Below are 23,781 nucleotides of genomic sequence, written 5' to 3'. Positions count from 1 at the left end.
GCTCATCTGAGCGGGCTTCTTTATTGGTTGGGATTCGGCATTTGGCAGATATTTTGTCCATCTATAGACTGTTTATCAGACAACTGCATCGTAAAACCACTTTCACTCAGTCAAATAAACCGCCTTCTGCGCCTCCGATTACCTATCTCCTTGCTCTTCTCCGCTCCAAACTACCGGATCACTGGGCTATCGCATTACCACATCGACCCACTTCTACTGTCTGCATAGAGGGCGGCTATGCCCTGCATGATCATCATGATTGCTCAAAATGGGTGTGGCCAATCAGGTTATCAGCGTTATCTAAAACCGGCGTGGTCAGGTAGGTAATCACTCTTGCTCGAAGTAGGCGCGCACAGGTAGATGCTACCAAATCCCTCTGACTCGGAGTCCTTCTCTTGACCACTGTATTCCACCGCTGGTCATTTCTCCGTTCACCCTTGTTTTGAATATAAAAAGTACAGAATGTGATACCCCTACCTTTCTTGCCTGGCCCGCTCTGCTTTAATGCCTCTGCCCACATTCGATTGGGCCAAGGAATCACAATAATCTGAGGAATGGACACATGTTCAAGAGAATAGTAACGATGATGCTGGCGGCGGGAACCCTGGTATTAGGCGGTTGCGCATCTAGTGGTGGCGCTGAACAAGGGGCGGACAACAGCGATTTTGGCGGCAAGTCCATCTACCTGCGTGGGGAGATGAACGACTGGATGGCCAACGATGAGACCAAGGTGGTCAAGGTGGCCGACAAGCTCTACATGGCCAAGGGCACACTCAAAAAGGAGTGGGCACCCTACAAGTTCAAGTTCGGTGACTCCGGCTGGAGCTGCGGTACCAACTTCGGCTACAAGAGCCCGAGCGATGGCGTGGCCGTGCTGGGCGGTGAGCCGGTGCCGGTCAACCCCTGCTCCAAATACGAGGACATGAAGTTCTCGCCGGAGACGGATGGGGTGTATGAGTTCTATCTGAACCTGGCCGGTGAGACCCCGACCGTCTACGTCAAGAAGCCCTGATCCTGCTCCCTTGGGAGCCCATCCCCGGGAGATGAAACGGTGACATGCCCTGGCCCAGAGACCTTCTGGCCGGGGCATTTTTTTGGGCAGGCACTATGCTTCATCATAGGGCGGGTACTATATATAGTGTTTTTGTATTTCACATTCACCTATTGGTTGTGTTTTGATCCCTGCCATGACGCTGATGCATTCACATAAGGTGGCTTGAAAATGGCTAAATCCAATCCGGTGCTGGAGACAGATCTCGACACCGATCTCATTCCCCTGCAGGAAACCTCTCTCGAGATCTGGGACAGCAAGTATCGGCTCAAGCGCAAGGACGGCGCCCCCATCGACGGCTCGGTTGACGAGACCTATCAACGGGTGGCCCGTGCCCTGGCCGCACAGGAGCGCGAGCCTGATGCCTGGTATGAGCCCTTCCTGTGGGCGCTGCGAAACGGGGCCATCCCGGCGGGGCGCATCACCTCCAATGCGGGGGCCTTCGAGCACAAGCCCGCCACCTCCACCATCAACTGCACCGTCTCCGGCACCATCGAAGATTCCATGGACGACATCCTCGGCAAGGTGCACGAGGCGGGGCTGACCCTGAAGGCGGGTTGCGGCATCGGCTATGACTTCTCTACCCTGCGCCCCCGTGGCGCCTTCGTCTCCGGCGCTGGTGCCTACACCTCTGGGCCTCTCTCCTTCATGGATATCTACGACAAGATGTGTTTCACCGTCTCGTCCGCCGGCGGTCGCCGCGGCGCCCAGATGGGGACCATGGATATCCGCCACCCGGACGTGGTCGAGTTCATCCAGGCCAAGCGTGAAGATGGTCGCCTGCGCCAGTTCAACCTCTCCCTGCTCATCACCGAGGAGTTCGTCAACGCGGTGAAGGAGGATGTCCCCTGGACGCTCATCTTCCCCTACACGGCGAAAGAGGTGGAGCAGGACGGGATCGCGCTGGACGACCCCGAGCAGGTGATCTGGGCCGACTGGCCGAACAAGGAGGGGGTGGTCATCAATGCTCTGGGCCAGGTGGCCTGCAAGCGCTACAAGACGCTCCCTGCCCAGAAGCTCTGGAACGTCATCATGAGTTCCACCTACGACTACGCTGAGCCCGGTTTCATCCTGATCGACAAGGTCAATCAGATGAACAACAACTGGTTCTGCGAGGAGATCCGCGCCACCAACCCCTGCGGCGAGCAGCCGTTGCCCCCCTATGGCGCCTGCCTGCTGGGCTCGGTCAACCTGACCAAGTTTGTGCGCAACCCCTTCACCGAGCAGGCGAGCTTCGACTGGCCCACGTTTCGCAAGGTGGTGGCTATCTTCACCCGCATGCTGGACAACGTGGTGGAGATCAACCAGCTGCCTTTGCCCAGGCAGCGCGAAGAGATCATCAGCAAGCGTCGCCACGGCATGGGCTTCCTCGGCCTCGGCTCGACCCTCACCATGCTGCGGATCAAATATGGCTCCGCCACCTCGGTTGCCTTCACCGAGGAGGTCTCCCAGGAGCTGGCCATGACCGGTTGGCGCGAGTCTCTGGCCCTGGCGAAGGAGAAGGGCCCGGCTCCCATCATGGAGCAGGAGTTCGAGGTGACCGGCAAGATGTTGCGTCTGCGCCCGGAGATGGCGGCCGATGGCATCAAGCTCGGCGACAAGGTGAAGGGCCGGGTGCTGCACGCCCGTTACAGCCGCTACATGCAGCAGGTGGCCGAGGTGGATCCCGCTCTCGTGGCCGAGCTGGCCGAAGTGGGGGGCCGTTTCACCCACCACAGCAGCATAGCACCGACCGGTACTATCTCTCTGTCGCTCGCCAACAACGCCAGCAACGGTATAGAGCCGAGCTTTGCCCATCACTACTGCCGCAACGTCATCAAGCCCGGCAAGAAGAGCAAGGAGAGCGTGGACGTCTACTCCTTCGAGCTGCTGGCCTACCGCGCGCTGGTCAACCCGCTCGCCATGCCCTATGGGGAGGAAGACGAGACCCGGCTGCCTGACTACTTCATCACAGCCGACGACATCAGCCCGACCGAGCACGTGGACATCCAGGCCGCCGCCCAGCGCTGGATAGATTCGTCCATCTCCAAGACGGCGAACATCCCCACCGACTTCCCGTTCGATCGCTTCAAGGACATCTACCTCTATGCCTCGGATTCCGGGCTCAAGGGTTGCACCACCTTCCGCTTCAACCCCGAGGCCTTCCAGGGGGTGCTGGTGAAGGAGAAGGATCTGGAGAACACCAGCTACGAGTTCACCCTGGAGGATGGCTCCGTCATCACGGCCAGGGGCAACGAAGAGATCGAATACGATGGGGAGCTGCACACCGCCGCCAACCTATACGACGCCTTGAAAGAAGGCTATTACGGTAAATTCTGAGGACGACACATGGTCAAGAAGATCGACAGGAAAATCGTCGCTTACAAGGTGCAAACCCGGGACGAGCCACAAGAAGCGCCGGCGCCGCAGGATGACGTGGTGCAGATGCACGAGACGGTGCTGCGCCCGGAGAGGCTGATGGGCACCACCTACAAGTTGAAGACGCCGGAGCACGTCTCCGAGCACTCGCTGTTCATCACCATCAACGACATCATTCTCAACGAGGGCACGGTGCACGAGAGTCGCCGCCCGTTCGAGATCTTCATCAACTCCAAGAGCCTGGAGCACTACCAGTGGATAGTGGCGCTGACCCGCATCATCTCGGCGGTATTTCGCAAAGGCGGAGATGTCACCTTCCTAGTGGAGGAGCTGAGGTCGGTGTTTGATCCCAAGGGGGGTTACTGGAACAAGGGCAAGTACGTACCGTCGCTTATCGCCGAGATTGGCAACGTGATCGAGACCCATCTCACCGAGATCGGCATGCTCAAGGCCCCCGGGCTGGATGAGCATCAGCAGGCCTTCCTGGCGGAGAAGAAGGCCCAGTTGCAGAGCGAGCAGGAGGCGGTAGCACCTGCCGCGGATAACGGCTTCCCCGCCAATGCGGCGCTCTGCTACAAGTGCCACACCAAGGCGTTGGTGATGAAGGATGGTTGCATGACCTGCCTCAACTGCGGTGATTCCAAGTGTGGCTAACGGGTGTGGTTGAGGGGGTAAGGCAGTGAAAAAGACCGGCCAGCGTGCCGGTCTTTTTATCGGCTATTTTTTGTTCGCTCGAATGGGGGAGTCAAAGGGATGTGTTGCGCACTGGTTAAATCGGGCGTAGCGTTGGGAGGTAATAAAACTGTCACGGCCGTGTGGTTTCAATGACATCTGAGATTCACACACGTGGCACCTTCAGTGCCAAGGAGGATGCTTATGGACAATGCTGACCGAAAGCTGTTTATCCTGGATACCAACGTTCTGCTTCACGAACCCCTCGCCATCTACTCCTTCAAAGAGCACGACGTGCTCATCCCCATGACGGTGCTGGAAGAGCTCGACAACATCAAGGATCGCCAGAAAGACGTGAGCCGGGATGCGCGGGTCGCCATCCGTGCGCTGGAAGACGTGTTTCGTGAGTCTACCCCGGAGCAGATAGTGCAGGGGGTGCCCCTGGCCGGTGAGGCGAGCGGTCATATCTCCATCTTCAGCGACCACCACCTGCCCCAGGATGCCGAGGTATTCACCGACAAGGAGGCGGACAACCGCATCATCAACGCCGCCCTCTACCTGCAAAAGCATGAGATGAAGCGCCAGGTGGTGCTGGTGACCAAAGACATCAACATGCGCCTCAAGGCCAAGGGCGCCGGTCTCGCTCACGTCGAGGATTATCGCAGTGACCAGCTGATCGACGATATTCGCCTCTTGGCCAAGGGCTTCCAGGTGGTGCCCGGCAGCTTCTGGGAGCGGGTCGGCGAGTGCGACAGCGAGACCCACGGCCGGGATACCGTCCATGTGATCGACTCGAGCCTGCTGGAAGGGGTCCACGTCAACCAGTACCTGCTGGACGAGGAGAACTTCTTTGCAGCGAGGGTACTGAGCCACGATGGCAACAAGATCCGCCTGAAAGATCTGGGCCGGGAGCGACTGATGTCCCGTAAGGCCTGGGGTGTGCATCCCAAGAACATCTATCAGGGCATGGCCCTGGATGCCCTGCTGGATCCGCACATCGATCTGGTGATCCTGACCGGCCCGGCGGGTTGCGGCAAGACCCTGCTGGCCATGGCGGCGGCGCTGGAGCTGGTGATCGAGAAGGGGATCTACGAGAAGGTGATCGTCACCCGCAACACCCCGGAGATCGCCGAGAGTATCGGCTTCCTGCCCGGCACCGAAGAAGAGAAGATGATGCCCTGGCTGGCGGCGGTGACCGACACCCTGGAGGTGCTGCACAAGCAGGACGAGAACATGAGCGGGTCCCTGAGCTACATCATGGAGAAGGCCAACATCCAGTTCAAATCCGTCAACTTCATGCGCGGGCGCAGCATCCAGAACACCTTCGTGTTGCTGGACGAGTGCCAGAACCTGACCGCGTCCCAGATCAAGACCATCATCACCCGCTGCGGCGAGGGCACCAAGATCGTCTGCTCCGGCAACCTGGCGCAGATCGACTCCAACTACCTGAGTCCGGTCACCTCGGGCCTGACCTATATCGTCGAGCGCTTCAAGGACTTCGACGGCAGTGCCAACATCTTCCTGAACGGGGTGGTGCGCAGCAAGCTCGCCTCCTTCGCCGAGGAAAACCTCTGATTCAACGCAATATCTTCATATAAAAAGGGAGGCCATTGGCCTCCCTTTTTTGATCCCGATATCCTGCTTCAGGAAGTGTGGGAGTGACCCAGGTAGCGCTGCAGGCCCGGGTGATCGCTGTTTTGCAGGATGTCCGGCGTGCCCTGCAGGGCGATGCGCCCCTCATCCACGTACAGCACCCGATCGGCGATGAGCTGGGCGTCTTCCGGGTTATGAGACACCATCAGCACCGTGATGCCCTGCTCGCAGGCGAGCCGCGCGACCTCCGCCAGCATCTCCCGGCGCAGGGCGGGATCGAGCGCCGAGAAGGGCTCGTCCAGCAGCAGCAGCGGCTTGCCGCGTACCAGGGCACGGGCCAGGCCGACCCGCTGCTGCTGACCACCGGAGAGCTGCTCCGGCAGCCGATCCTGCATGTCGCCCAAGCCGACCCGGGTCGCCGCCTCCTTCACCTGGGCGCGCTGGGCCGGGTTCAGGCGCAGGCCCGGATGCAGGCCGATGGCGATGTTGTCGAACACCGACAGGTGCAGGAAGAGGTTGTGATCCTGGAACAGGGTGGTGACGGGGCGCTCGGCGGGGCCGAGCGGTAATAGATCTATGCCATCGAAGCTGAGACGGCCGGATTCCACCGGCACGAAGCCCGCTATCATGCCGAGCAGGGTCGATTTACCGGCGCCGCTCGGACCTATCAGCGCCGTGATCTCCCCCTTGGGCAGGGAGGCGTTGAAGCTGACGCTCCAATCAGGATAACTGGTTGTCAGGTCATCAATTAACAGCATCTTTGACTCCTGTGATATGGCTGGGTACGCAGACCGCATGTGAAACTGAGCCATGGCAGCAAACTCGACTATCCGGCATCCAGATTTTTTCCCCCCAGACCCCGCTCCACCAACCAGAACAGGGAGAAGCAGAGGGTGAGCAGCAGCAGGGCGGTGGCCGCCGCCTCGGTCAGCCGATAGCTGCCGAGCTGCTGATAGAGCAGCCAGGGCAGGGTGGTGAGGGCCTGACTGCCGAACATGGCGATGGCGCCGAGATCCCCTAAAGACAAGATCATGGAGAGCGCCATGGCCAGCGCCAGGGGCCGGCGCAGCAGGGGCCACTCCACCAGCCGCAGGCGTTGCAGGCCGTGTACCCCCAGGCTGTCCGCCAGCCTGTCGTACTGGCGTACCACCAACTGCATGGGGGCACTCAGGGTGCGCATCACATAGGGCAGCGCCATCAGGGCGTTGACCAGCACCACCAGCCAGGGGCCGAGGGCAAACACGTCGGTGAAGGGCATAAACAGGATGAAGAGGCCCGTGCTCAGCACCACGGCCGGGATCATCAGGATCATGGAGCCGCTGGCTTCCCACAGGGCCGCCGCTCGCCGCTTGCGATCCCGTACCCGCAAGTGGCGGCTGGTGAGCAGCAGGCCGGCGCCGAGCAGGGTGGCGAGGCTCCCCGCCGCCAGCGCGATGCCGAGGGACTGCGCCCCCGCCTGCCACAGCAGGGATGATCCCAATGCAGTCAGCAGGCCGGGATTGAAGCCCGCGACGACTATGGCCAGCAGGGGCGGCAGGAAGATGGCTAGGCCGAGGGTGAGGGCTGTCATGTCCATCAGCCGGGTGCCCGGCTGCTGCCTGTCCGGGCGCAGACAGGGGCGGCGGCTGGTGAGGCGGCTGGACGGGCTGGTCTGCAACTTGTGCTGCAGCAGCAACAGGCCTGCGGTCAGCAGCAGTTGCACCAGCGCCAGGCCGCCGGCGGTGGCGAGATCGAAGTCAAAGCGCAGGGCCTGATAGACCGCCACTTCCAAGGTGGTGGACTTGGGACCACCGCCGAGCGCCAGCACAGTGGTGAAGCTGGTGAAGCAGAGCATGAAGATGAGGCTCGCCAATCCCGGCAGCAGGCTACGTATGATGGGCCACTCCAGCAGCCGGAAGATGTGGGTGGAACGCATGCCGAGCTGGCTGGCGAGGCGCCAGGAGGACTCGGGGATGCTCTCTATGCCTTGCAGTATGAGGCGCGCCGCCAGGGGCATGTTGAAGAAGACGTGGGCCAACAGGATGCCGAACAGGCCATACAGGTAGTTGCCGGGATCCAGCCCCAGGCTGCGCAGGGCCTGGGGCAGCCAGCCTTGGGAGCCGTGCACCGCGACGATGCCGAAGATGGCGATGATGACCGGCAGCACTAGGGAGAGACCGAACAACTTGAGCAGCAGCCTTCGACCGCGAAAGCGGCGCCGCGCCAGGGCCCGCGCCACCGGGATAGCCAGCCCCAGGCTCAGCAGGGTGGAGAGCAGGGCCTGCCCCAGGCTGAAGCCCAGCACGTGGCGCAGGTAGGGGTCTGCCAGCAGGGTGCTCGGGAGCCCCCCTGCCTGCCACAAGAGGGCGGCGAGTGGCCCCAGGGAGAGCAGCAGGATAACGGCGGTGGCTGCGCTACCCGGCAGCCACCAGAGAGGACGAGACTGGGGTTTCACGAAGTGATGACTCACTGGGTGACGGCTTGCAGCCACTCCCGGATCCAGCCCTTGCGATTGGCAGCCACTTCGTCAGAGGTGAAGCTGAGCGGCTTGGCGACGGTGATCATCTGCTCGAAGCCCTTGGGCAACGGGGTGTCGATCACCGGATACATCCAGTTGCCGCCCGGGATCGCCTGCTGGAAGGCGGGGCTGACCATGAACTGCAGGAAGCGGTCGGCGAGCTTGTCTTGCGTCGCGCTCGCCAGCTTGGCGGCCACCTCCACCTGACGATAATGACCCTCCTCGAAGGCGGCGGCCTGGTACTGGGCCTTGTTCTCGGCGATCAGGTGATAGGCCGGGGAGGTGGTGTAGGAGAGCACCATGTCCGCCTCCCCATCGAGGAACATGCCATAGGCCTCGGACCAGCCCTTGGTGACGGTGACCGTTTTCTTGGCGAGCTGAGCCCAGGCGGCGGGGGCCTGGTCGCCATAGACGGACTTCATCCACAGCATCAGCCCCTGGCCCGGGGTGGAGGTACGGGGATCCTGATAGATCACCTTGAGATCCGGGCGCTCCACCAGCTCCTTCAGACTCTTGGGGGGAGTCTTGAGTTTGTCCTTGTTGTAGACGAAGGCGAAGTAGCCGTAGTCATAGGGAACGAAGGTATCGTCCTGCCAGCCACCCGGCACCTTGAGGGCGGCCAGATCCACATGATGGGGGGCGAACAGACCGCTCTGTTTGGCCTCGCTCACCAGGGCGTCGTCCAGTCCCAGCACCATGTCGGCCTTGCTGTGTTTGCCTTCCAGTCGCAGCCGGTTGAGGATGGCGACCCCGTCTTCCAGCGCCACCAGCTTGAGGGTGCAGCCGCACTCTTTCTCGAAGGCCTGCTTGATCTTGGGGCCCGGACCCCATTCGCTGGCGAAGGAGCCGTAGGTGTAGACGGTGAGGGTATCGGCGGCGAAGGCCTGGGCACTGAGCAGGCTGGTGGCGACCAGCAGTAGGGTTTTCATCGATGGCACTCCCTGTGGGTTGCGAGCTGCCAGCGGATGAGGGCGCAAAAAACGAGCGCCATGCCTCAAATTCCTCCGCCAGCATTATCTGGATCAGGTTCACGGGTATAATCTCAGCGGTAAACCGCACCCCGTTTGAGAAACGATTCGCATTGTATTGACCTTCTCCGGGGGAGGCCAGCACTATGTTCAGCGGGCCGCATCCTGCGCGCCCAACCCATGGAGGAAGCCCCGAGTGATCACCAGCACCAAGGAAAGACGCGCCTTTCAACGCATGGTCATCAATGCCCCCGTTACCCTGTATCAGCAGCATAGGGTGCTGGAAGGGGTCTGCCGGGATCTCAGCGCCAACGGCATGGGGGTCGAGATAAACCAGCATGACTTCGATGTCGCTCAACCCCTCAGGGTGAGCCTGGCCACCAGCAGCAACCTGTTGCCCCCCTTCGAGGCCCAGGCCCGCATCGTGCGGGTGCTGGAGGAGGATAAGGGCCTGCTGCTGGCGCTGGAGTTCCTGCCCCAAGCCTGATCCGGCGACATATTCCACTGATTCTTAATCGGCCGGCATTTGCTGGCCGATGTTTTTTGATGGCAGGCAGCATAGCTTGCGGCTGTAGTGTCCTCATCTTTCCATTTTCCATGTCCGGTCCATCTGATGGTGATGGATGGGCTGATCTACGCCTCATCTATGCAGCTTTGCCACAACTTATTGGCTGGCCAGCACGGGTTGCACGCTGAGCTGCCTGCTGTCGACCAGCGTCCTGCTGGTGGGGGCCAGCTGGCCCATGGGGAGCTGGGCCGGGCCGGTCGGCTCCATCAGCAGATAGGTCTGCCCTTCCCAGGTCAGCACGGCATCCCCCGATCTGGCGGGCAGGGCCACTCCCAGCAGGGCGTGCCCCGGCACGAACACCATGGCCTGGGGGAGTTCCGGAAAGAGCTGGGCCAGCATGGCCGCCATCAGGGTCACCTTGCTGTCGCAGTCCCCGGCATTCTGCTCCAGCACCTGGCGCGGGGTCAGGAACCCCTTGCCGGCCCGGCCGGACTGGCTGTCCAGCAGGCGGTAGGGGATGGCCTGCACGAAGTCGAGCATGAAGGCCACCGTCTGCTGGCGTGCCTCCACCTCTGTGGTGCCCTGCCGCTTGAGCTGATCCGCGAGCGGTGCCAGCTCGGCCCGGCTCTCCAGTGCGATACGCACGTGATCCTGCTTGATGGCGGGCACCCCGTCGTATGGGGTGAAGCGCTGGAAGTAGTGTTGCTTGAGCCACTCCTGTTCCAGTTTCGCCTGCTCGGGTTTGACCCAGGCCTGGGCCTCCCTCGCCTTGTCGGCGTTGCGGCTCTTGATATTGAGAGCTAGCTCGGGGCGGGAGAGGGAGAACTGCACCTCGGGGAAGTCGATGACGGCCTGTTGCAACAGCTGCTGCAGCATGTCCTCCTGCATCCTCTCCGGGCGATAGGCGATGAGGGGCGGCAACTGGCCCGCCTCCAGCCGGTAGCTGAGCTGCTGGGCCTTGCCGTCCTTGTCCTGCCAGCCGACGTTGAGCTGACCACCGTTGCTGTGAAAATAGCTCTGCCCGGCAGAGGCCGGCAGGGCGAACAGCAGGGCGCAGAGCAGGGGCAGGGAGCTTGCCTTGGTCATCATCCTCTCCAAGTTTGTCGACCGGGAAATAAAACAGGGAGCCTGGGCTCCCTGTGGATTCTACTCGTTTTATTGCCGTCGGGTCGTTTAGATCCAGTTGGGCTGCTTCGCCTCGAAGGCGCCTATGGCCGCCTCGTGTTGCAGGGTCAGGCCGATGGCATCCAGCCCGTTGAGCAGGCAGTAGCGGCGGAACTCGTCGATCTCGAAACCGAAGCTGAGCGTGCCTGCACGCACCTGGTTCGCCTCCAGATCCACCTCGATCTGCTGGCCCGGGTTGGCGGCGACCAGTTGGAACAGGGCCTCCACCTCTTCGTCCTTCAAACGCACCGGCACCAGGCCGTTGTTGATGGCGTTGCCGTAGAAGATGTCGGCGAAGCTCGGGGCGATTATGGTCTTGAAGCCGTAATCCGCCAGTGCCCAGGGGGCGTGCTCGCGGCTCGAGCCGCAGCCGAAGTTCTCCCGCGCCAGTAAGATGCTGGCCCCTGCGTAACGCGGCTGGTTCAGCACGAACTCCGGGTTCGGCTGCTGGCCCGCATCGTCCAGGAAGCGCCAGTCGTGGAACAGGTGCTTGCCAAAGCCGATGCGGTTCACCTTCTGCAGGAACTGCTTGGGAATGATGGCGTCGGTGTCGACGTTGACGCTGTCGAGGGGGACGGCGATCCCTTTATGTTGCTTGAAGCCTGTCATCTCGTTCTCCTCGTAATTACAGCGCACGAATATCGGCAAAGTGACCGGTGACGGCGGCGGCGGCGGCCATGGCCGGGCTCACCAGATGGGTGCGACCGGCACGGCCCTGGCGACCCTCGAAGTTGCGGTTGCTGGTGGAGGCGCAGCGCTCTCCCGGTTGCAGCCGGTCGTTGTTCATGGCCAGGCACATGGAGCAGCCGGGCAGACGCCACTCGAAGCCCGCCTCGATGAAGATCTTGTCCAGCCCCTCGGCCTCGGCCTGGGCCTTCACCTGCTCGGAACCCGGTACCACCAGGGCCTGTACCCCGGCGGCGACCTTGCGGCCACGGGCGATGGCGGCGGCGGCGCGCAGGTCCTCGATGCGGCTGTTGGTGCAGGAGCCGATGAACACCTTGTCGATGGCGACGTCGCTGAGTTTCTGGCCCGGTTGCAGATCCATGTAGGACAGGGCCTTGCGGGCAGACTGCTGCTCCATCAGATCGGCGAAGGATTCAGGCGCCGGGATGGGTTCGTTCACGGCGATCACCTGGCCCGGGTTGGTGCCCCAGGTGACCTGAGGGGCGATGTCGGCGGCGTCCAGCACCACTTCGGCATCGAACCTGGCATCGGCATCGCTCTTGAGGCTCTGCCAGTAGGCGATGGCCTGCTCCAGCGCTTCGCCCTTGGGGGCGAATACCTTGCCCTGGATGTAGTCGATTGTGGTCTGGTCCGGGGCTATCATGCCCGCCTTGGCGCCGAGCTCGATGGCCATGTTGCACACCGTCATGCGCCCTTCCATGGAGAGGCTCGCGATGGCGTCCCCCGCGAACTCCACCACGTAGCCGGTGCCGCCGGCGTGACCGACCTTGCCTATGATGGCGAGCACCACGTCTTTCGCGCTGATGCCGTCGGCCAGCTTGCCGTTGACGCTGATGCGCATGGTCTTGGCCCGGCCCTGTTTCAGGGTCTGGGTCGCCATCACGTGCTCCACCTCCGAGGTGCCGATGCCGAACGCCAGCGATCCGAAGGCGCCGTGGGTGGCGGTGTGGGAGTCGCCGCAGACTATGGTGGTGCCGGGCAAGGTGATGCCGAGTTCGGGGCCCATCACGTGGACTATGCCCTGATACTGGTGGTTCAGGTCATAGAGGCGAACCCCGAACTCCTTGCAGTTGGCGGCCAGAGTCTCCATCTGGATGCGGGCCATCTCGCCGGAGGCGGCGATGTCCTTGGTGGTGGTGGAGACGTTGTGATCCATGGTGGCCCAGGTGAGATCAGGGCGGCGCAGCTGGCGGTTCATAGCGCGCAGGCCGTCGAACGCCTGCGGGCTGGTCACTTCGTGCACCAGGTGGCGATCGATGTAGATGAGGGGGGTCTCCCCCTCCACTTCACGGACCACGTGGGCGTCGAACACTTTCTGATAGAGGGTCTTTGACATTGCTCTCTTCCTTAATTCTTGGATGTCTTCAGATGCGCGCGGCTATCTGATCGCCCATGGCGGCGGTGCTCTGCACCGGATACTGGGCACTCGCCTGATGCAGATCGGCGGTGAAGTAACCCTCGGCCAGGGTCTGGGCCACGGCCTGCTCGATGGCCTTGGCGGCGTCTTCTTGACCTAAGCTGTAGCGCAGCATCAGGGCGGCGGAGAGGATCTGGGCGATGGGGTTTGCAATGCCCTTGCCGGCGATGTCCGGCGCCGAACCACCGGCTGGTTCGAACAGGCCGAAGCCGGATTCGTTCAGACTGGCGGAGGGGAGCAGCCCCATGGAGCCGGTGATCATGGCGCACTCGTCGGAGAGGATGTCGCCGAACAGGTTGGAGCAGAGCAGCACGTCGAACTGGGACGGGTCCTTGATGAGCTGCATGGTGGCGTTGTCGATATACATGTGGTTCAGGGCAACGTCCGGGTAGGACTTGGCAACATGGGTCACCACCTCGCGCCACAGGATGGAGGAGGCGAGCACGTTGGCCTTGTCGATGGAGGTGACCTTGGCCTTGCGCACCCGGGCCGATTCGAACGCTATCTTGGCGATACGCTCGATCTCATAGCGGTGATAGACCTCGGTGTCGAACGCCTTCTCGGTCGGGCCTTCTCCCTCGCGTCCCTTGGGCTGGCCGAAGTAGATGCCGCCGGTCAGCTCCCGCACGCAGGCGATGTCGAAACCCCGATCCGAGATGTCGGCACGCAGGGGGGAGAACTGCTCGAGGCCGGTGTAGATGCGGGCCGGACGCAGGTTGCAGAACAGCTTGAAGTGGGCGCGCAGGGGCAGCAGGGCTCCACGTTCAGGCTGATCGTTCGGCGGCAGATGCTCCCACTTGGGGCCGCCCACCGAGCCGAACAGCACCGCATCGGCCGCTTCGCAGCCCGCTATGGTGCTCTGGGGCAGGGGGGTGCCGTGGTTGTCGATGGCGATGCCGCCCACGTCATGGCGGTCGTAGTCGAGGGAGAAACCAAACCTGGCCTGCACCTTTTCCAGCACCTTGACGGCCTCGGCCATCACTTCCGGGCCAATGCCGTCACCCGGCAATACTGCGATCCGATAACTGCTCATACTGTCTCCGTCCTGATGTTGTGTGTGAGCTCCAGCGGCTCAGTCTTTTTCCGTGTCGATATCGTTTTGGGGTCCATCCGCTCAGCAGTCTGCTCAGACGGTTTCCGTTTTGATGCTGTTTTTCTGCCCCATCTGCTCGGCCACCATGTCGGCGCGCCAGATGCTGTTGATCACGTGGACCAGGGCCTGGGCCGAGGATTCGATGATGTCGGTGGCGAGCCCCATGCCGTGGAACTTGCGGCCCTTGTACTCGGCGACTATGTCCACCTGGCCGAGGGCGTTCTTGCCTTCCCCCTTGCCCTTGAGTTCGTACTTGTCGATGCGGATCTCATAGCCTGTGATGCGGTTGATGCATTGGTAGACCGCATCTACGGGGCCATTGCCGGTGGCTGCCTCGCTGATGATCTCCTGCCCCACCTTCAGCTTCACCGAGGCGGTGGCCAGCACCGAGCTGCCGCTCTGCACCCCGAGGTATTCCAGCTTGAAGTGCTCGGGCTCTTCGTGGATCTGGCTGAAGAAGGCCAGCGCCTCGAGATCGTAATCGAACACCTGGCCCTTCTTGTCCGCCAGGGTGAGGAACTTGCCGTAGAGATCGTCGAGGTTGTAGCTGCTCTCGGCGTAGCCCATGGACTCCATGCGGTGCTTGATGACGTGGCGGCCGGAGCGAGAGGTCATGTTCAGGCTGTTCTGGGTGAGGCCTATGCTCTCCGGGGTGATGATCTCGTAGGTGTTCTTGGCCTTGAGCACGCCGTCCTGGTGGATGCCGGAGCTGTGGGAGAAGGCGTTGGCGCCGACGATAGCCTTGTTCGGCTGCACCGGCATGTTGCAGATCTGGCTCACCAAGGTGCTGGTGCGGTGGATCTCGTTGTGACGGATGTTGGTGTGCACCCCCAGCAGGTCGGCGCGGGTCTTCAGTATCATCGCCACCTCTTCCAGGGAGCAGTTGCCCGCCCGCTCGCCGATGCCGTTGATGGTGCACTCGATCTGGCGGGCCCCCATCTGCACGGCGCCGATGGAGTTCGCCACCGACAGGCCGAGATCGTCGTGGCAGTGCACGGATATGATGGCCTGATCGATGTTCGGCACCCGGTTGAACAGGGTCTGGATGATGCCGGAGAACTCGGTCGGTACCGTGTAGCCGACGGTGTCAGGGATGTTGATGGTGCGGGCGCCGGCCCTGATGGCGGCCTCCACCATCCGGCACAGGTTATCGATGGGGGTGCGGCCCGCGTCCTCGCAGGAGAACTCCACGTCGTCCGTGTAGCGGCGGGCATGCTTGACCGCGCTTATGCCCATCTCCAGCACGTCTTCGAAGCTCTTCTTCAGCTTGCTCTCGACGTGGATGGAGGAGGTGGAGATAAAGGTGTGAATACGGAAGGCTTCGGCGACTTTCAGCGCCTCGCCGGCTGCGTCTATGTCTTTGGGCAGGGCGCGGGCCAGGGCGCAGACCCGGCTGTTCTTGATGTGGCGGGCTATGGTCTGCACCGAGAGGAAATCACCGGGGGAGGAGACGGGGAAGCCCACTTCCATGACGTCGACGCCGAGGCGCTCCAGCGCCTGGGCAACCTGCAGCTTCTCCTTGACCGTCAAACTGGCCGACAGGGCCTGCTCACCATCACGCAAGGTGGTATCGAATATGATGACGCGATCTGACATGTGACTTCCCTCTTCCTAAGTTCGGTGCGTGCATCCCGCGTGGCATAAAAAAACCCGTGCGGGGTGCACGGGTTTTTGTAAATTCCGGCTATGCCTTAGCCCGGCTACAAGGATCCCGCGCGACGAGTCGCGATTAGGGAAAGCAGTAGTAGCTGAGCGGCAAAATGCATGATGACTCAATCCTTCCAGTCGATAACGCTTCTACCAATAACGAGATTTTTATGCTGTGTCAACTCGAACTCACAGGTTCAATTCACTGGGTTATTTAATCGGATTGTAAAGGAGTGCAAATTTCCTTGTCCCATATTCGGTCCATGCCTGATTATCTGGTCATTCCTGCTGTACTCGATCATCCACACGATTCAGATCGACTTATCAGCCTTCGCTGAATTATCTGAGGTATCCCATGGAAAAACGCAGACCTGGCCGTCCGGTTGGACGCTCCGACATTCGTGACAAGCTGCTTGCCGCCGCCCGTGAGCGTTTTCTCAACACTCCCTACAGCAAGGTGACGACCCGCGAGATCGCCGAGCTGGCCGGTTCCAATCTGGCGATGATCCACTACTACTTCGGCAGCAAAGAGGGCCTCTACAAGGCCGTGCTGGGAGATGTGGCGGAGCCGCTGGATCAGGCCTGGCACGACGAGACCAGCAGCCGCAGTCTCAACGATCTGCTCAACACCTACTATCAGGTGATGGCGCCAAACAGCGAGCTGACTTCCGCCATCTCCAGCGCCTTGTCCACCGAAAAGAGTCCTGGACGGGATTTTGTGCTGAGCCGTCTGCTGGAACGCCAGCTGCCCCAGTTCGACGCCCTGCTGGAATCCATGAAGTCCAATGGTCAGCTCGGTGACAACCTGGATCCCGAGATGCTGAAGATCTCCTTCCTCAGCATGATGTGGCAGCCCTTCGTGATGAAGGATCTCTACGAGCAGGTGTTCGGCCTGACCGTGGACGAGCGTTTCATGAGCCGACTGGCCGCCCACAACTGCCAGCTGATGGAAAACGGGCTGCGCGGTGCCCTGAACTGATCGCCGTCGGTTGCACATGAATCACAAGAAAGGGCCGCTCGGCCCTTTTTTCATCGCGTTTTTCACAAATCTGTTATCTGCCCTTCAACGAACTGTCATTGCGCCGCCCTAGCCTCTCTTGAAGACACAAGGGAAAGGGGGCGTGATGAACAAGATCCAGCAATGGGACCTGCAGGTGTGCCGTGTCTGTCTGCTCCATCCCTACAACCGTTCGCAAGCCAGGATCAGCCGGCTTATCTCCCGTACCGGTGACGGTCCGCTTTACGCCGTGCTGGCGGCCCTGCTCTGGTGGCAGGGAGAGGTCGAACGCGAGGCGGTGCTCATGGCACTGCTGGCGTTTGCCCTCGAACTGCCGCTCTATCTGCTGCTCAAGAATGCCCTGAGGCGCCAGCGCCCGGTGGGGCTGCCGGTCTTCATCACCCCGTCCGATCGCTACAGCCTGCCCTCCGGCCATACCGCCGCTGCCTTCCTGATGGCGACTGTGCTGGCCGCGAGCTTCCCGCTCTGGGCCCCCTTGCTGTTCACCTGGGCCATCTTGGTGGGGGCCTCTCGCCTGCTGCTCGGGGTGCATTATCTCAGCGATCTGGTGGCCGGCGCCCTGCTTGGCAGTGGCTGTGCCCTCTGGGCCCTTAACTGGAGTCAGGCATGAAGATACTGTTCGGGGTACAGGGGACCGGCAACGGTCACATCAGTCGCAGCCGCACCCTGGCCCGCGCCTTGGCCGCCCGCGGCATCGAGGTCGATTACCTGTTCAGCGGCCGCCCTGCCGACGGTTACTTCGAGATGGCCGAATTCGGAGACTATCGCACCTTCCCCGGTATCACCTTCGTCAGTCACGGGGGGTGCATCTCGGGCTGGCGGACGCTCAAGGGACTCTCGCCACTGCGCTTTTGGCGGGACATGCGGGCCCTGGACTGCCGGGATTACGATCTGGTGATCAGCGACTTCGAGCCCCTCAGCGCCCATGCCGCCCGCCGCTGGGGCAAACCCAGCCTCACCATCAGCCATCAGGCCAGCTTCGACTGGGCCATCCCGCGCTGGGGGGAGAGCGGCTTCAACCGCCAACTGATGAACCATTTCGCACCGGTCGGCCAGTCTCTGGGGCTCCACTGGTTTCACTTCGGTCAGCCTTTGCTGCCCCCCATCATAGATCCCATCCCGCTGGCTCAAGACAATCAGCAGATACTGGTGTATCTCCCCTTCGAGCTGACCGAGCAGATAGCCGCCTTGCTGTCGCGCTTCAACCAGCAGCGGTTCGTCTGCTTCCACCCGGCTATCCATACTCCCAGCCAGTGGCGCAACATCCAGTTCGAACCCCAGGCGCGGGAGGGTTTCAAGCAGGCGCTGGCCGGCTGTCGCGGCGTCATCACCAACGCCGGTTTCGAGCTGGCGTCCGAGGCGCTCTCCCTTGGCAAGAAGTTGCTGGTCAAACCCCTGGTGGGCCAGTTCGAACAGCTCACCAACGGCAAGACCCTGGAGCTGATGGGGCTGGCCCAGTTGATGGAGACGCTCGATGCCAACGGGGTGCGCAGCTGGCTGGAGGCGCCGTCCCCCGGGGCCATCCGCTATCCGGATGTGGCGGGGGAGCTGGCAGACTGGCTGGCGGCGGGGGCCGGGGAGGGGATCGACTCTCTCTCCCGCAGGCTCTGGGCCAGGACCCTCTTTCCGGAGGAGGTGTGCGATCGGCTGAGCGAGCTGACCGTCGGCCCGGCGCTGCCACGCCCCTGGTTATCGCAACTCAGTGCCTTTGACTAGACTGAGATGATCCCATCACGGAGAGGACGGACAACATGCGCTTTACCAATGAGAACGGCGATACCATGAATCTGGCGGACAATCTCACACTGCACGAACTGCTCGACATGGGGGTCAGTATCTCGGTGTGCGAGGAGACGGATCCGGATCAGCAGATCTGGCTGGTGGAGCCCGAGCAAGACCAGTGAATCTGCGCCAAGTTGACAGGCCCACCCGCTGCGGTGGGCCATTTATTTCTGGATACCGCTTTGTTTTCAGCATGTTCCACTGCCTTTCCCCCCACCATCATCGCTTTCTTCCCATCGCCATGGGCAAGTAACTGAATGTTAATGGCTGTTTGAAATTTATGACTGGTGCGGCCAGACAAAGCCGTGGACAAGCGTTCACAGGCGGGTTAAGTTGTTTTTTCACCCTATTTTCGGGTGGATGATGGAAAAAACCGATTTTTCTACTATCGACGACTCCGTACTCGCCTGGCCCGTATTCAGACAACCATAAACACACGGACCGGCGTTGCCGGGAAGCAGCGGACTGTCGATAGCTTTCGCTTAACGGAGCAAAGCCTGGAGGGCTTTATCATGGAGATGTTATCAGGCGCCCAGATGGTGGTTAGAGCGCTGGAAGATCAGGGGGTTGAACACGTATTCGGCTACCCCGGTGGCTCAGTGCTCGACATCTACGACGCTCTCTTCGAAAACGGCAAGATGGAGCATGTCCTGGTGCGGCACGAGCAAGCTGCCGTGCACATGGCTGACGGTTACGCCCGTTCCACCGGCAAGGTGGGAACCGTGCTGGTGACCTCGGGGCCCGGTGCCACCAACTGCATTACCGGTATCGCCACCGCCTACATGGACTCGATCCCCCTGGTGATCCTGTCCGGCCAGGTGCCGACCAGCATGATCGGGGAAGATGCCTTCCAGGAGACCGACATGATCGGCATCTCCCGTCCTGTGGTGAAGCACAGCTTCCTGTGCAAGAAGGCCAGCGAGATCCCGGAGGCCATCAAGAAGGCCTACTATATCGCCGCCAGTGGCCGCCCGGGGCCCGTGGTGGTGGATCTGCCCAAAGACGTGCAGAACCCGAAAGAGAAATTCCCCTACCAGTATCCGGAGTCCGTCTCCCTGCGCTCCTACAATCCGACCAAGGCCGGACACAAGGGCCAGATCAAGCGGGCCGCCAAGCTGCTGGTGGAGGCCAAGCGCCCCGTCATGTACGTGGGGGGCGGGGCCATCAATGCCAACGCGGATCACCTGGTGACCAAGCTGGCGGAGCTGCTGAACCTGCCGGTGACCACCACCCTGATGGGGCTGGGGGCCTTCCCCGGCACTCACCCGCAGTTCATCGGCATGCTCGGCATGCACGGCACCTTCGAAGCGAACAAGACCATGCACAATGCGGATCTCATCTTCGCCGTGGGTGCCCGCTTCGACGACCGCGTCACCAACAACGTGGCCAAGTTCTGTCCCAACGCGACCGTGGTGCACATCGACATCGATCCCACCTCCATCTCCAAGACGGTGCAGGCCCATGTGCCCATCGTCGGCTCGGTGGAAACCGTGCTGGAGCAGATGCTGGAAGTGATCCGCGAGTGTGGCTTCGACAACGACAAGCAGGAGCTGGCCGAATGGTGGGAGCAGATCGGCCAGTGGCGTTCCCGCCACTGTCTGGCCTACGAGACCTCCCCCAACCTGATCAAGCCCCAGCAGGTCATCGAGGCGCTCTACAGGGTGACCAAGGGGGAGGCCTTCGTCGCCTCCGACGTGGGTCAGCACCAGATGTTTGCGGCCCTCTACTATCCCTTTGCCAAGCCGCGCCAGTGGATCAACTCAGGGGGCCTCGGCACCATGGGCTTCGGCATACCGGCCGCCATGGGTGCCCAGTTTGCCAACCCGGACGCCGTGGTGTGCTGTGTGACCGGTGACGGCTCTGTGCAGATGAATATCCAGGAGCTCTCCACCTGCATGCAGTACGGGGTGCCCATCAAGATCATCTCCATCAACAACCGTGCCCTCGGCATGGTCAAGCAGTGGCAGAAGATGTTCTACGGCGGCCGCCACAGTCACTCCTACATGGAATCCCTGCCGGACTTCGTCAAGCTGGCGGAGGCCTATGGCCACGTCGGCATAGCGGTGAGCGATCCCGCCGAGCTGGAGAGTGCCATGGAGAAGGCGTTTGCCATGAAGGATAGGCTGGTGTTCATGGACATCTCGGTCGACCCGGACGAACACGTCTATCCCATGCAGATAAAGTTCGGTGCCATGGATGAGATGTGGCTGAGCAAAACGGAGAGAACCTGATGAGACACATCATTTCAGTACTGCTGGAGAACGAGTCCGGCGCCCTGAGCCGTGTGGTGGGTCTCTTCTCCCAGCGCGGCTACAACATCGAGACCCTGACGGTGGCCCCCACCGAGGATCCCACCCTGTCCCGCATGACCATCGTCACCATGGGTGACGAGCGGGTGCTTGAGCAGATCCAGAAGCAGCTGCACAAGCTGGTGGACGTGCTCAAGGTGTGCGACCTCAGTGAAGGGGAGCACATCGAGCGGGAGATCGCCCTGGTCAAGGCCCGCGCCGCCGGCGGAGGTCGTGACGAACTGAAACGGCTGGCGGATATCTTCCGTGGCCAGATCGTCGACGTCACCCCCGAGCTCTACACGGTGCAGCTGGTGGGCACCAGCGAGAAGCTGGACGCCTTCATCAAGACCGCGGCCCAGACCAACGAGATCGTCGAAGTGGTGCGCTCCGGTGTCTGCGGCATCTCCCGGGCGGACAAGTCATTGCGCCCCTGATGGTGCGGTGATTTAGATGACTATTGAAAAGGGCTCTTCGGAGCCCTTTTGTCATGCTCGCTCGGGAAGGGAGGGGGCTGACCGGAACTGTCATTTTCTTTCAAATGATCGGTAAACTATCCACAAAAGCTGTGGAAAACTCTGTAGATTAGCGGTGTGTCTGGCGTTAGTTAGCTGATCTTAAAGAGATATTTCAATTTGATCCTGGCTGGATCGCATTTGCACAATCCCCTGGTACGGGTGTGAGCGTTTGCTTATCGCCGGCCCCTTGTCCGCTGAGCCCTGGCGGGCTCAGGCGGGATCCCGGCGGGATCCGGATTTGATCTCGCGGATCAACATGCAGTTGCATGCCCATAAAAAACCCGCCAGCTGGCGGGTTTTTGAGGTCTCAGGGCTGAGATCGATTACTCGGCCTGGGCAGCCTGGATACCGGTCAGGGCGATGGTGTAGACGATGTCGTCCACCAGGGCACCACGGGACAGGTCGTTGACCGGCTTGCGCATGCCTTGCAGCATGGGGCCGATGGAGACCAGATCCGCGGAACGCTGGACCGCCTTGTAGGTGGTGTTGCCGGTGTTCAGGTCCGGGAACACGAACACGGTGGCCTTGCCCGCTACCGGGGAGTTCGGTGCCTTGGACTTGGCCACGTTCTCCATGATGGCCGCATCGTACTGCAGCGGGCCGTCGATGATGAGGTCGGGGCGCTTGGCCTTGGCCAGCTCGGTCGCCTCGCGCACCTTCTCTACGTCGGCACCGGCGCCAGAGGTCCCGGTGGAGTAGGAGATCATGGCCACGCGCGGCTCGATGCCGAAGGCGGCAGCGGAGTCGGCGGACTGGATGGCGATCTCGGCCAGCTGTTCGGCGCTCGGGTCCGGGTTGATGGCGCAGTCGCCATACACCAGCACCTGATCCGGCAGCAGCATAAAGAAGATCGACGAAATCAACGACGAACCCGGGGCAGTCTTGATGATCTGCATCGGCGGACGGATGGTGTTGGCGGTGGTGTGCACGGCGCCGGATACCAGACCGTCGACTTCGTTGCGTTCCAGCATCATGGTGCCCAGCACCACGTTGTCTTCCAGCTGCTCGCGGGCGACCACTTCGGTCATGCCCTTGTTTTTGCGCAGCTCGACCAGACGGGGCACGTAACGCTCGCGTACTTCAACCGGATCGATGATCTCGACGCGATCGGTCAGCACCACACCCTGCTGTTCGGCGACGCGGCGGATCTCTTCCGGGTTGCCCAGCAGTACCGGACGGGCGATGCCACGCTCGGCACAGATGGCGGCAGCCTTGATGGTACGCGGCTCTTCCCCTTCCGGCAGCACGACGCGCTTGTTGGCCTGACGGGCCAGCTCGGTCAGCTGATAACGGAAGGCGGGCGGGCTCAGACGACGGGAACGGGTGGACTTGGCAGTCAGGGACTCGATCCAGTGCTTGTCGATGTGGCCGGCCACGTAGTCCTGCACCAGCTCGATACGCTCGCGGTCATCTTCCGGGATATCGACGTTGAAGTTCTGCAGGCTGACGGCGGTCTGCCAGGTGTTGGTACCGGTGATCATGATCGGCAGGCCGGTGGCCATGGCCTGTTGGCACAGGGCGATGACTTGCGGCTCCGGGTGGTAGTTGCCGGTCAGCAGCAGGGCACCCAGCTTGACGCCGTTCATGGCGGACAGGCAGGCGGAGACGATGACGTCGGAACGGTCGCCTGAGGTCACCAGCAGGCTGCCCGGACGGAAGTGCTCGATCATGTTGTGGATGGAGCGGGCACAGAAAGTCACGGTCTGCAGGCGACGGCTGTCCAGCTCACCCTTGTGCAGGATCTTGGCGGCCAGGTGCTTGGCGAGATCCTTGGCGCGCGGGGCGATCAGCTGGGTGTTCCAGGGGATGCAGCCCAGGATGCGCAGGGGGCTCTTGCCAAATACCTGCAGCACTTCCAGGTTGTGGCCGGTGTCGGCGCCGTGGTGATGGGCTTCGAACATCTCGGTCAGGTCGGGACGGGTCACGCCGTGCTCGTCAACCGGTGCACCCACCTTGTTGATGACGCAGCCCACGATACGGGGGTTGCTGACGCCACCGAAGTTGGAGCAGGCCAGCTCGATGCGCTCTTTCAGCTTCTGGCTGGAGTCGTTGCCCGGATGGGTCACGAACACCATGTCGGCGTCCAGGGCCTTGGCCACGTCGTAGTTCAGCTTGTTGGCAAACGGCTGCTTGTCGGTCGGCACCAGGCCTTCGATCACGACCACTTCGGCGCCGCTGCTCTTCACGTGCTCTTCGAAACGCGCGACTATCTCTTCCAGCAGGATGTCGGTGTTGCTGGAGGTGATCATGTTCTCGGCGTAGGAGAGGGTGAACGGCTCGGGCGGGTTGATGTTGGCAGCGGCGCGGATCACGGCGGTGGAGCGCTCGGCACCGGTTTCACCCGGACGCGGCTGGGCCACCGGTTTGAAGAAGCTGACATTGACACCGTGACGTTCCATGGCGCGAACGACGCCGAGGCTCACGGAGGTTACGCCGACACCAGTGCCGACCGGGATGAGCATAATAGTGCGTGCCACTTATTACCCCTTGTTCATTTTTGGGATCAGGAAAAGGCCGCCC

The 23,781-nt window shown here is 61.7% G+C and carries 21 protein-coding genes and 1 riboswitch; of the genes, 12 read left to right on the top strand and 9 right to left on the bottom strand.

Annotation, left to right across the window (positions count from 1 at the left end; translation table 11 throughout):
• The 5 genes from ACRCYW_RS12930 to ACRCYW_RS12910 form a co-directional block, all read left to right on the top strand.
• Positions 1-323, top strand: a 323-nt coding sequence (locus tag ACRCYW_RS12930) for a hypothetical protein (RefSeq protein WP_438550479.1), incomplete at its 5' end; no start/stop codon positions are given.
• 239 nt (positions 324-562) lie between these two features.
• The gene (locus ACRCYW_RS12925) at positions 563-1,012 is read left to right on the top strand and encodes a pullulanase (RefSeq protein ID WP_438550478.1); all 450 of its coding nucleotides are present in this window, start codon (positions 563-565) and stop codon (positions 1,010-1,012) included.
• Positions 1,013-1,222: 210 nt separating this feature from the next.
• Positions 1,223-3,370, top strand: coding sequence for an adenosylcobalamin-dependent ribonucleoside-diphosphate reductase (locus ACRCYW_RS12920; RefSeq protein WP_438550477.1), 2,148 nt, complete (start codon positions 1,223-1,225; stop codon positions 3,368-3,370).
• 9 nt (positions 3,371-3,379) lie between these two features.
• A complete protein-coding gene (locus ACRCYW_RS12915; RefSeq protein WP_438550476.1) occupies positions 3,380-4,063 on the top strand; it encodes a TSCPD domain-containing protein in 684 nt (227 codons plus the stop codon).
• A gap of 222 nt (positions 4,064-4,285) precedes the next feature.
• Entirely contained in the window at positions 4,286-5,656 is a 1,371-nt protein-coding gene (locus ACRCYW_RS12910; RefSeq protein ID WP_438550475.1) for a PhoH family protein, read from the top strand.
• Between the two features lie 68 nt (positions 5,657-5,724).
• Here the strand turns inward: ACRCYW_RS12910 and thiQ are convergent, their stop codons facing one another.
• The 3 genes from thiQ to thiB form a co-directional block, all read right to left on the bottom strand.
• Positions 5,725-6,432, bottom strand: coding sequence for a thiamine ABC transporter ATP-binding protein (gene thiQ / locus ACRCYW_RS12905; RefSeq protein ID WP_438550474.1), 708 nt, complete (start codon positions 6,430-6,432; stop codon positions 5,725-5,727).
• Positions 6,433-6,500: 68 nt separating this feature from the next.
• Complete coding sequence (gene thiP, locus ACRCYW_RS12900) at positions 6,501-8,123, bottom strand: thiamine/thiamine pyrophosphate ABC transporter permease (RefSeq protein ID WP_438550501.1); 1,623 nt, start codon at positions 8,121-8,123, stop codon at positions 6,501-6,503.
• Entirely contained in the window at positions 8,120-9,100 is a 981-nt protein-coding gene (gene thiB, locus ACRCYW_RS12895) for a thiamine ABC transporter substrate binding subunit (RefSeq protein ID WP_438550473.1), read from the bottom strand. The genes thiP and thiB overlap by 4 nt, the downstream gene beginning before the upstream one ends.
• 53 nt (positions 9,101-9,153) lie before the next feature.
• A riboswitch (TPP riboswitch) is annotated at positions 9,154-9,244 on the bottom strand.
• Positions 9,245-9,335: 91 nt separating this feature from the next.
• Between thiB and ACRCYW_RS12890 the strand changes: the two genes are divergently transcribed.
• A complete protein-coding gene (locus ACRCYW_RS12890; protein WP_438550472.1) occupies positions 9,336-9,626 on the top strand; it encodes a PilZ domain-containing protein in 291 nt (96 codons plus the stop codon).
• Positions 9,627-9,803: 177 nt separating this feature from the next.
• Here ACRCYW_RS12890 and ACRCYW_RS12885 read toward each other — a convergent pair whose 3' ends face one another.
• The 5 genes from ACRCYW_RS12885 to leuA all read right to left on the bottom strand — a co-directional run bounded on the left by ACRCYW_RS12885 (position 9,804) and on the right by leuA (position 15,604).
• Positions 9,804-10,733, bottom strand: coding sequence for a transglutaminase domain-containing protein (locus tag ACRCYW_RS12885; RefSeq protein WP_438550471.1), 930 nt, complete (start codon positions 10,731-10,733; stop codon positions 9,804-9,806).
• A gap of 87 nt (positions 10,734-10,820) precedes the next feature.
• Positions 10,821-11,420 carry a 3-isopropylmalate dehydratase small subunit gene (leuD, locus tag ACRCYW_RS12880; RefSeq protein ID WP_438550470.1) on the bottom strand — a complete coding sequence of 200 codons (600 nt, stop codon included), beginning with the start codon at positions 11,418-11,420 and terminating at the stop codon, positions 10,821-10,823.
• A 16-nt stretch (positions 11,421-11,436) separates the two neighbouring features.
• Complete coding sequence (gene leuC / locus ACRCYW_RS12875) at positions 11,437-12,834, bottom strand: 3-isopropylmalate dehydratase large subunit (protein WP_438550469.1); 1,398 nt, start codon at positions 12,832-12,834, stop codon at positions 11,437-11,439.
• A 28-nt stretch (positions 12,835-12,862) separates the two neighbouring features.
• Entirely contained in the window at positions 12,863-13,948 is a 1,086-nt protein-coding gene (gene leuB / locus ACRCYW_RS12870) for a 3-isopropylmalate dehydrogenase (RefSeq protein ID WP_438550468.1), read from the bottom strand.
• Positions 13,949-14,041: 93 nt separating this feature from the next.
• On the bottom strand, positions 14,042-15,604 hold the full coding sequence (gene leuA / locus ACRCYW_RS12865; RefSeq protein WP_438550467.1) for a 2-isopropylmalate synthase: 1,563 nt from the start codon (positions 15,602-15,604) through the stop codon (positions 14,042-14,044).
• 406 nt (positions 15,605-16,010) lie between these two features.
• Between leuA and ACRCYW_RS12860 the strand changes: the two genes are divergently transcribed.
• The 6 genes from ACRCYW_RS12860 to ilvN all read left to right on the top strand — a co-directional run bounded on the left by ACRCYW_RS12860 (position 16,011) and on the right by ilvN (position 21,180).
• Positions 16,011-16,634, top strand: a complete 624-nt coding sequence (locus ACRCYW_RS12860; protein WP_434665844.1) for a TetR/AcrR family transcriptional regulator — start codon at positions 16,011-16,013, stop codon at positions 16,632-16,634.
• 145 nt (positions 16,635-16,779) lie between these two features.
• Positions 16,780-17,283: a phosphatase PAP2 family protein gene (locus tag ACRCYW_RS12855; protein WP_438550500.1), complete on the top strand. Its 504-nt coding sequence runs from the start codon at positions 16,780-16,782 to the stop codon at positions 17,281-17,283.
• Positions 17,280-18,389 carry an MJ1255/VC2487 family glycosyltransferase gene (locus tag ACRCYW_RS12850; protein WP_438550466.1) on the top strand — a complete coding sequence of 370 codons (1,110 nt, stop codon included), beginning with the start codon at positions 17,280-17,282 and terminating at the stop codon, positions 18,387-18,389. The genes ACRCYW_RS12855 and ACRCYW_RS12850 overlap by 4 nt, the downstream gene beginning before the upstream one ends.
• Before the next feature lie 35 nt (positions 18,390-18,424).
• Entirely contained in the window at positions 18,425-18,577 is a 153-nt protein-coding gene (locus ACRCYW_RS12845; protein ID WP_100858117.1) for a hypothetical protein, read from the top strand.
• Positions 18,578-18,967: 390 nt separating this feature from the next.
• On the top strand, positions 18,968-20,686 hold the full coding sequence (locus ACRCYW_RS12840; protein WP_438550465.1) for an acetolactate synthase 3 large subunit: 1,719 nt from the start codon (positions 18,968-18,970) through the stop codon (positions 20,684-20,686).
• On the top strand, positions 20,686-21,180 hold the full coding sequence (gene ilvN / locus ACRCYW_RS12835) for an acetolactate synthase small subunit (protein ID WP_349921137.1): 495 nt from the start codon (positions 20,686-20,688) through the stop codon (positions 21,178-21,180). The genes ACRCYW_RS12840 and ilvN overlap by 1 nt, the downstream gene beginning before the upstream one ends.
• Positions 21,181-21,584: 404 nt before the next feature.
• Here the strand turns inward: ilvN and pta are convergent, their stop codons facing one another.
• A complete protein-coding gene (gene pta, locus ACRCYW_RS12830; RefSeq protein WP_438550464.1) occupies positions 21,585-23,738 on the bottom strand; it encodes a phosphate acetyltransferase in 2,154 nt (717 codons plus the stop codon).
• Positions 23,739-23,781: the final 43 nt, after the last annotated feature.

It is taken from the genome of Aeromonas sp., assembly GCF_051657805.1.
In the GTDB taxonomy this organism is placed as follows: domain Bacteria; phylum Pseudomonadota; class Gammaproteobacteria; order Enterobacterales; family Aeromonadaceae; genus Aeromonas.
The sequence above is the reverse complement of the archived record's forward strand: the minus strand, read 5'-3'. Positions and strand labels throughout refer to the sequence as shown.

Excerpts from the sequence above, each read along its gene's own strand:
- ACRCYW_RS12925 (WP_438550478.1), top strand. The coding sequence starts at position 563 with ATGTTCAAGAGAATAGTAACGATGATGCTGGCGGCGGGAACCCTGGTA.
- ACRCYW_RS12920 (WP_438550477.1), top strand. The coding sequence starts at position 1,223 with ATGGCTAAATCCAATCCGGTGCTGGAGACAGATCTCGACACCGATCTC.
- ACRCYW_RS12915 (WP_438550476.1), top strand. The coding sequence starts at position 3,380 with ATGGTCAAGAAGATCGACAGGAAAATCGTCGCTTACAAGGTGCAAACC.
- ACRCYW_RS12910 (WP_438550475.1), top strand. The coding sequence starts at position 4,286 with ATGGACAATGCTGACCGAAAGCTGTTTATCCTGGATACCAACGTTCTG.
- thiQ (WP_438550474.1), bottom strand. The coding sequence starts at position 6,432 with ATGCTGTTAATTGATGACCTGACAACCAGTTATCCTGATTGGAGCGTC.
- thiB (WP_438550473.1), bottom strand. The coding sequence starts at position 9,100 with ATGAAAACCCTACTGCTGGTCGCCACCAGCCTGCTCAGTGCCCAGGCC.
- ACRCYW_RS12885 (WP_438550471.1), bottom strand. The coding sequence starts at position 10,733 with ATGACCAAGGCAAGCTCCCTGCCCCTGCTCTGCGCCCTGCTGTTCGCC.
- leuD (WP_438550470.1), bottom strand. The coding sequence starts at position 11,420 with ATGACAGGCTTCAAGCAACATAAAGGGATCGCCGTCCCCCTCGACAGC.
- leuC (WP_438550469.1), bottom strand. The coding sequence starts at position 12,834 with ATGTCAAAGACCCTCTATCAGAAAGTGTTCGACGCCCACGTGGTCCGT.
- leuB (WP_438550468.1), bottom strand. The coding sequence starts at position 13,948 with ATGAGCAGTTATCGGATCGCAGTATTGCCGGGTGACGGCATTGGCCCG.
- leuA (WP_438550467.1), bottom strand. The coding sequence starts at position 15,604 with ATGTCAGATCGCGTCATCATATTCGATACCACCTTGCGTGATGGTGAG.
- ACRCYW_RS12860 (WP_434665844.1), top strand. The coding sequence starts at position 16,011 with ATGGAAAAACGCAGACCTGGCCGTCCGGTTGGACGCTCCGACATTCGT.
- ACRCYW_RS12855 (WP_438550500.1), top strand. The coding sequence starts at position 16,780 with ATGAACAAGATCCAGCAATGGGACCTGCAGGTGTGCCGTGTCTGTCTG.
- ACRCYW_RS12850 (WP_438550466.1), top strand. The coding sequence starts at position 17,280 with ATGAAGATACTGTTCGGGGTACAGGGGACCGGCAACGGTCACATCAGT.
- ACRCYW_RS12845 (WP_100858117.1), top strand. The coding sequence starts at position 18,425 with ATGCGCTTTACCAATGAGAACGGCGATACCATGAATCTGGCGGACAAT.
- ACRCYW_RS12840 (WP_438550465.1), top strand. The coding sequence starts at position 18,968 with ATGGAGATGTTATCAGGCGCCCAGATGGTGGTTAGAGCGCTGGAAGAT.
- ilvN (WP_349921137.1), top strand. The coding sequence starts at position 20,686 with ATGAGACACATCATTTCAGTACTGCTGGAGAACGAGTCCGGCGCCCTG.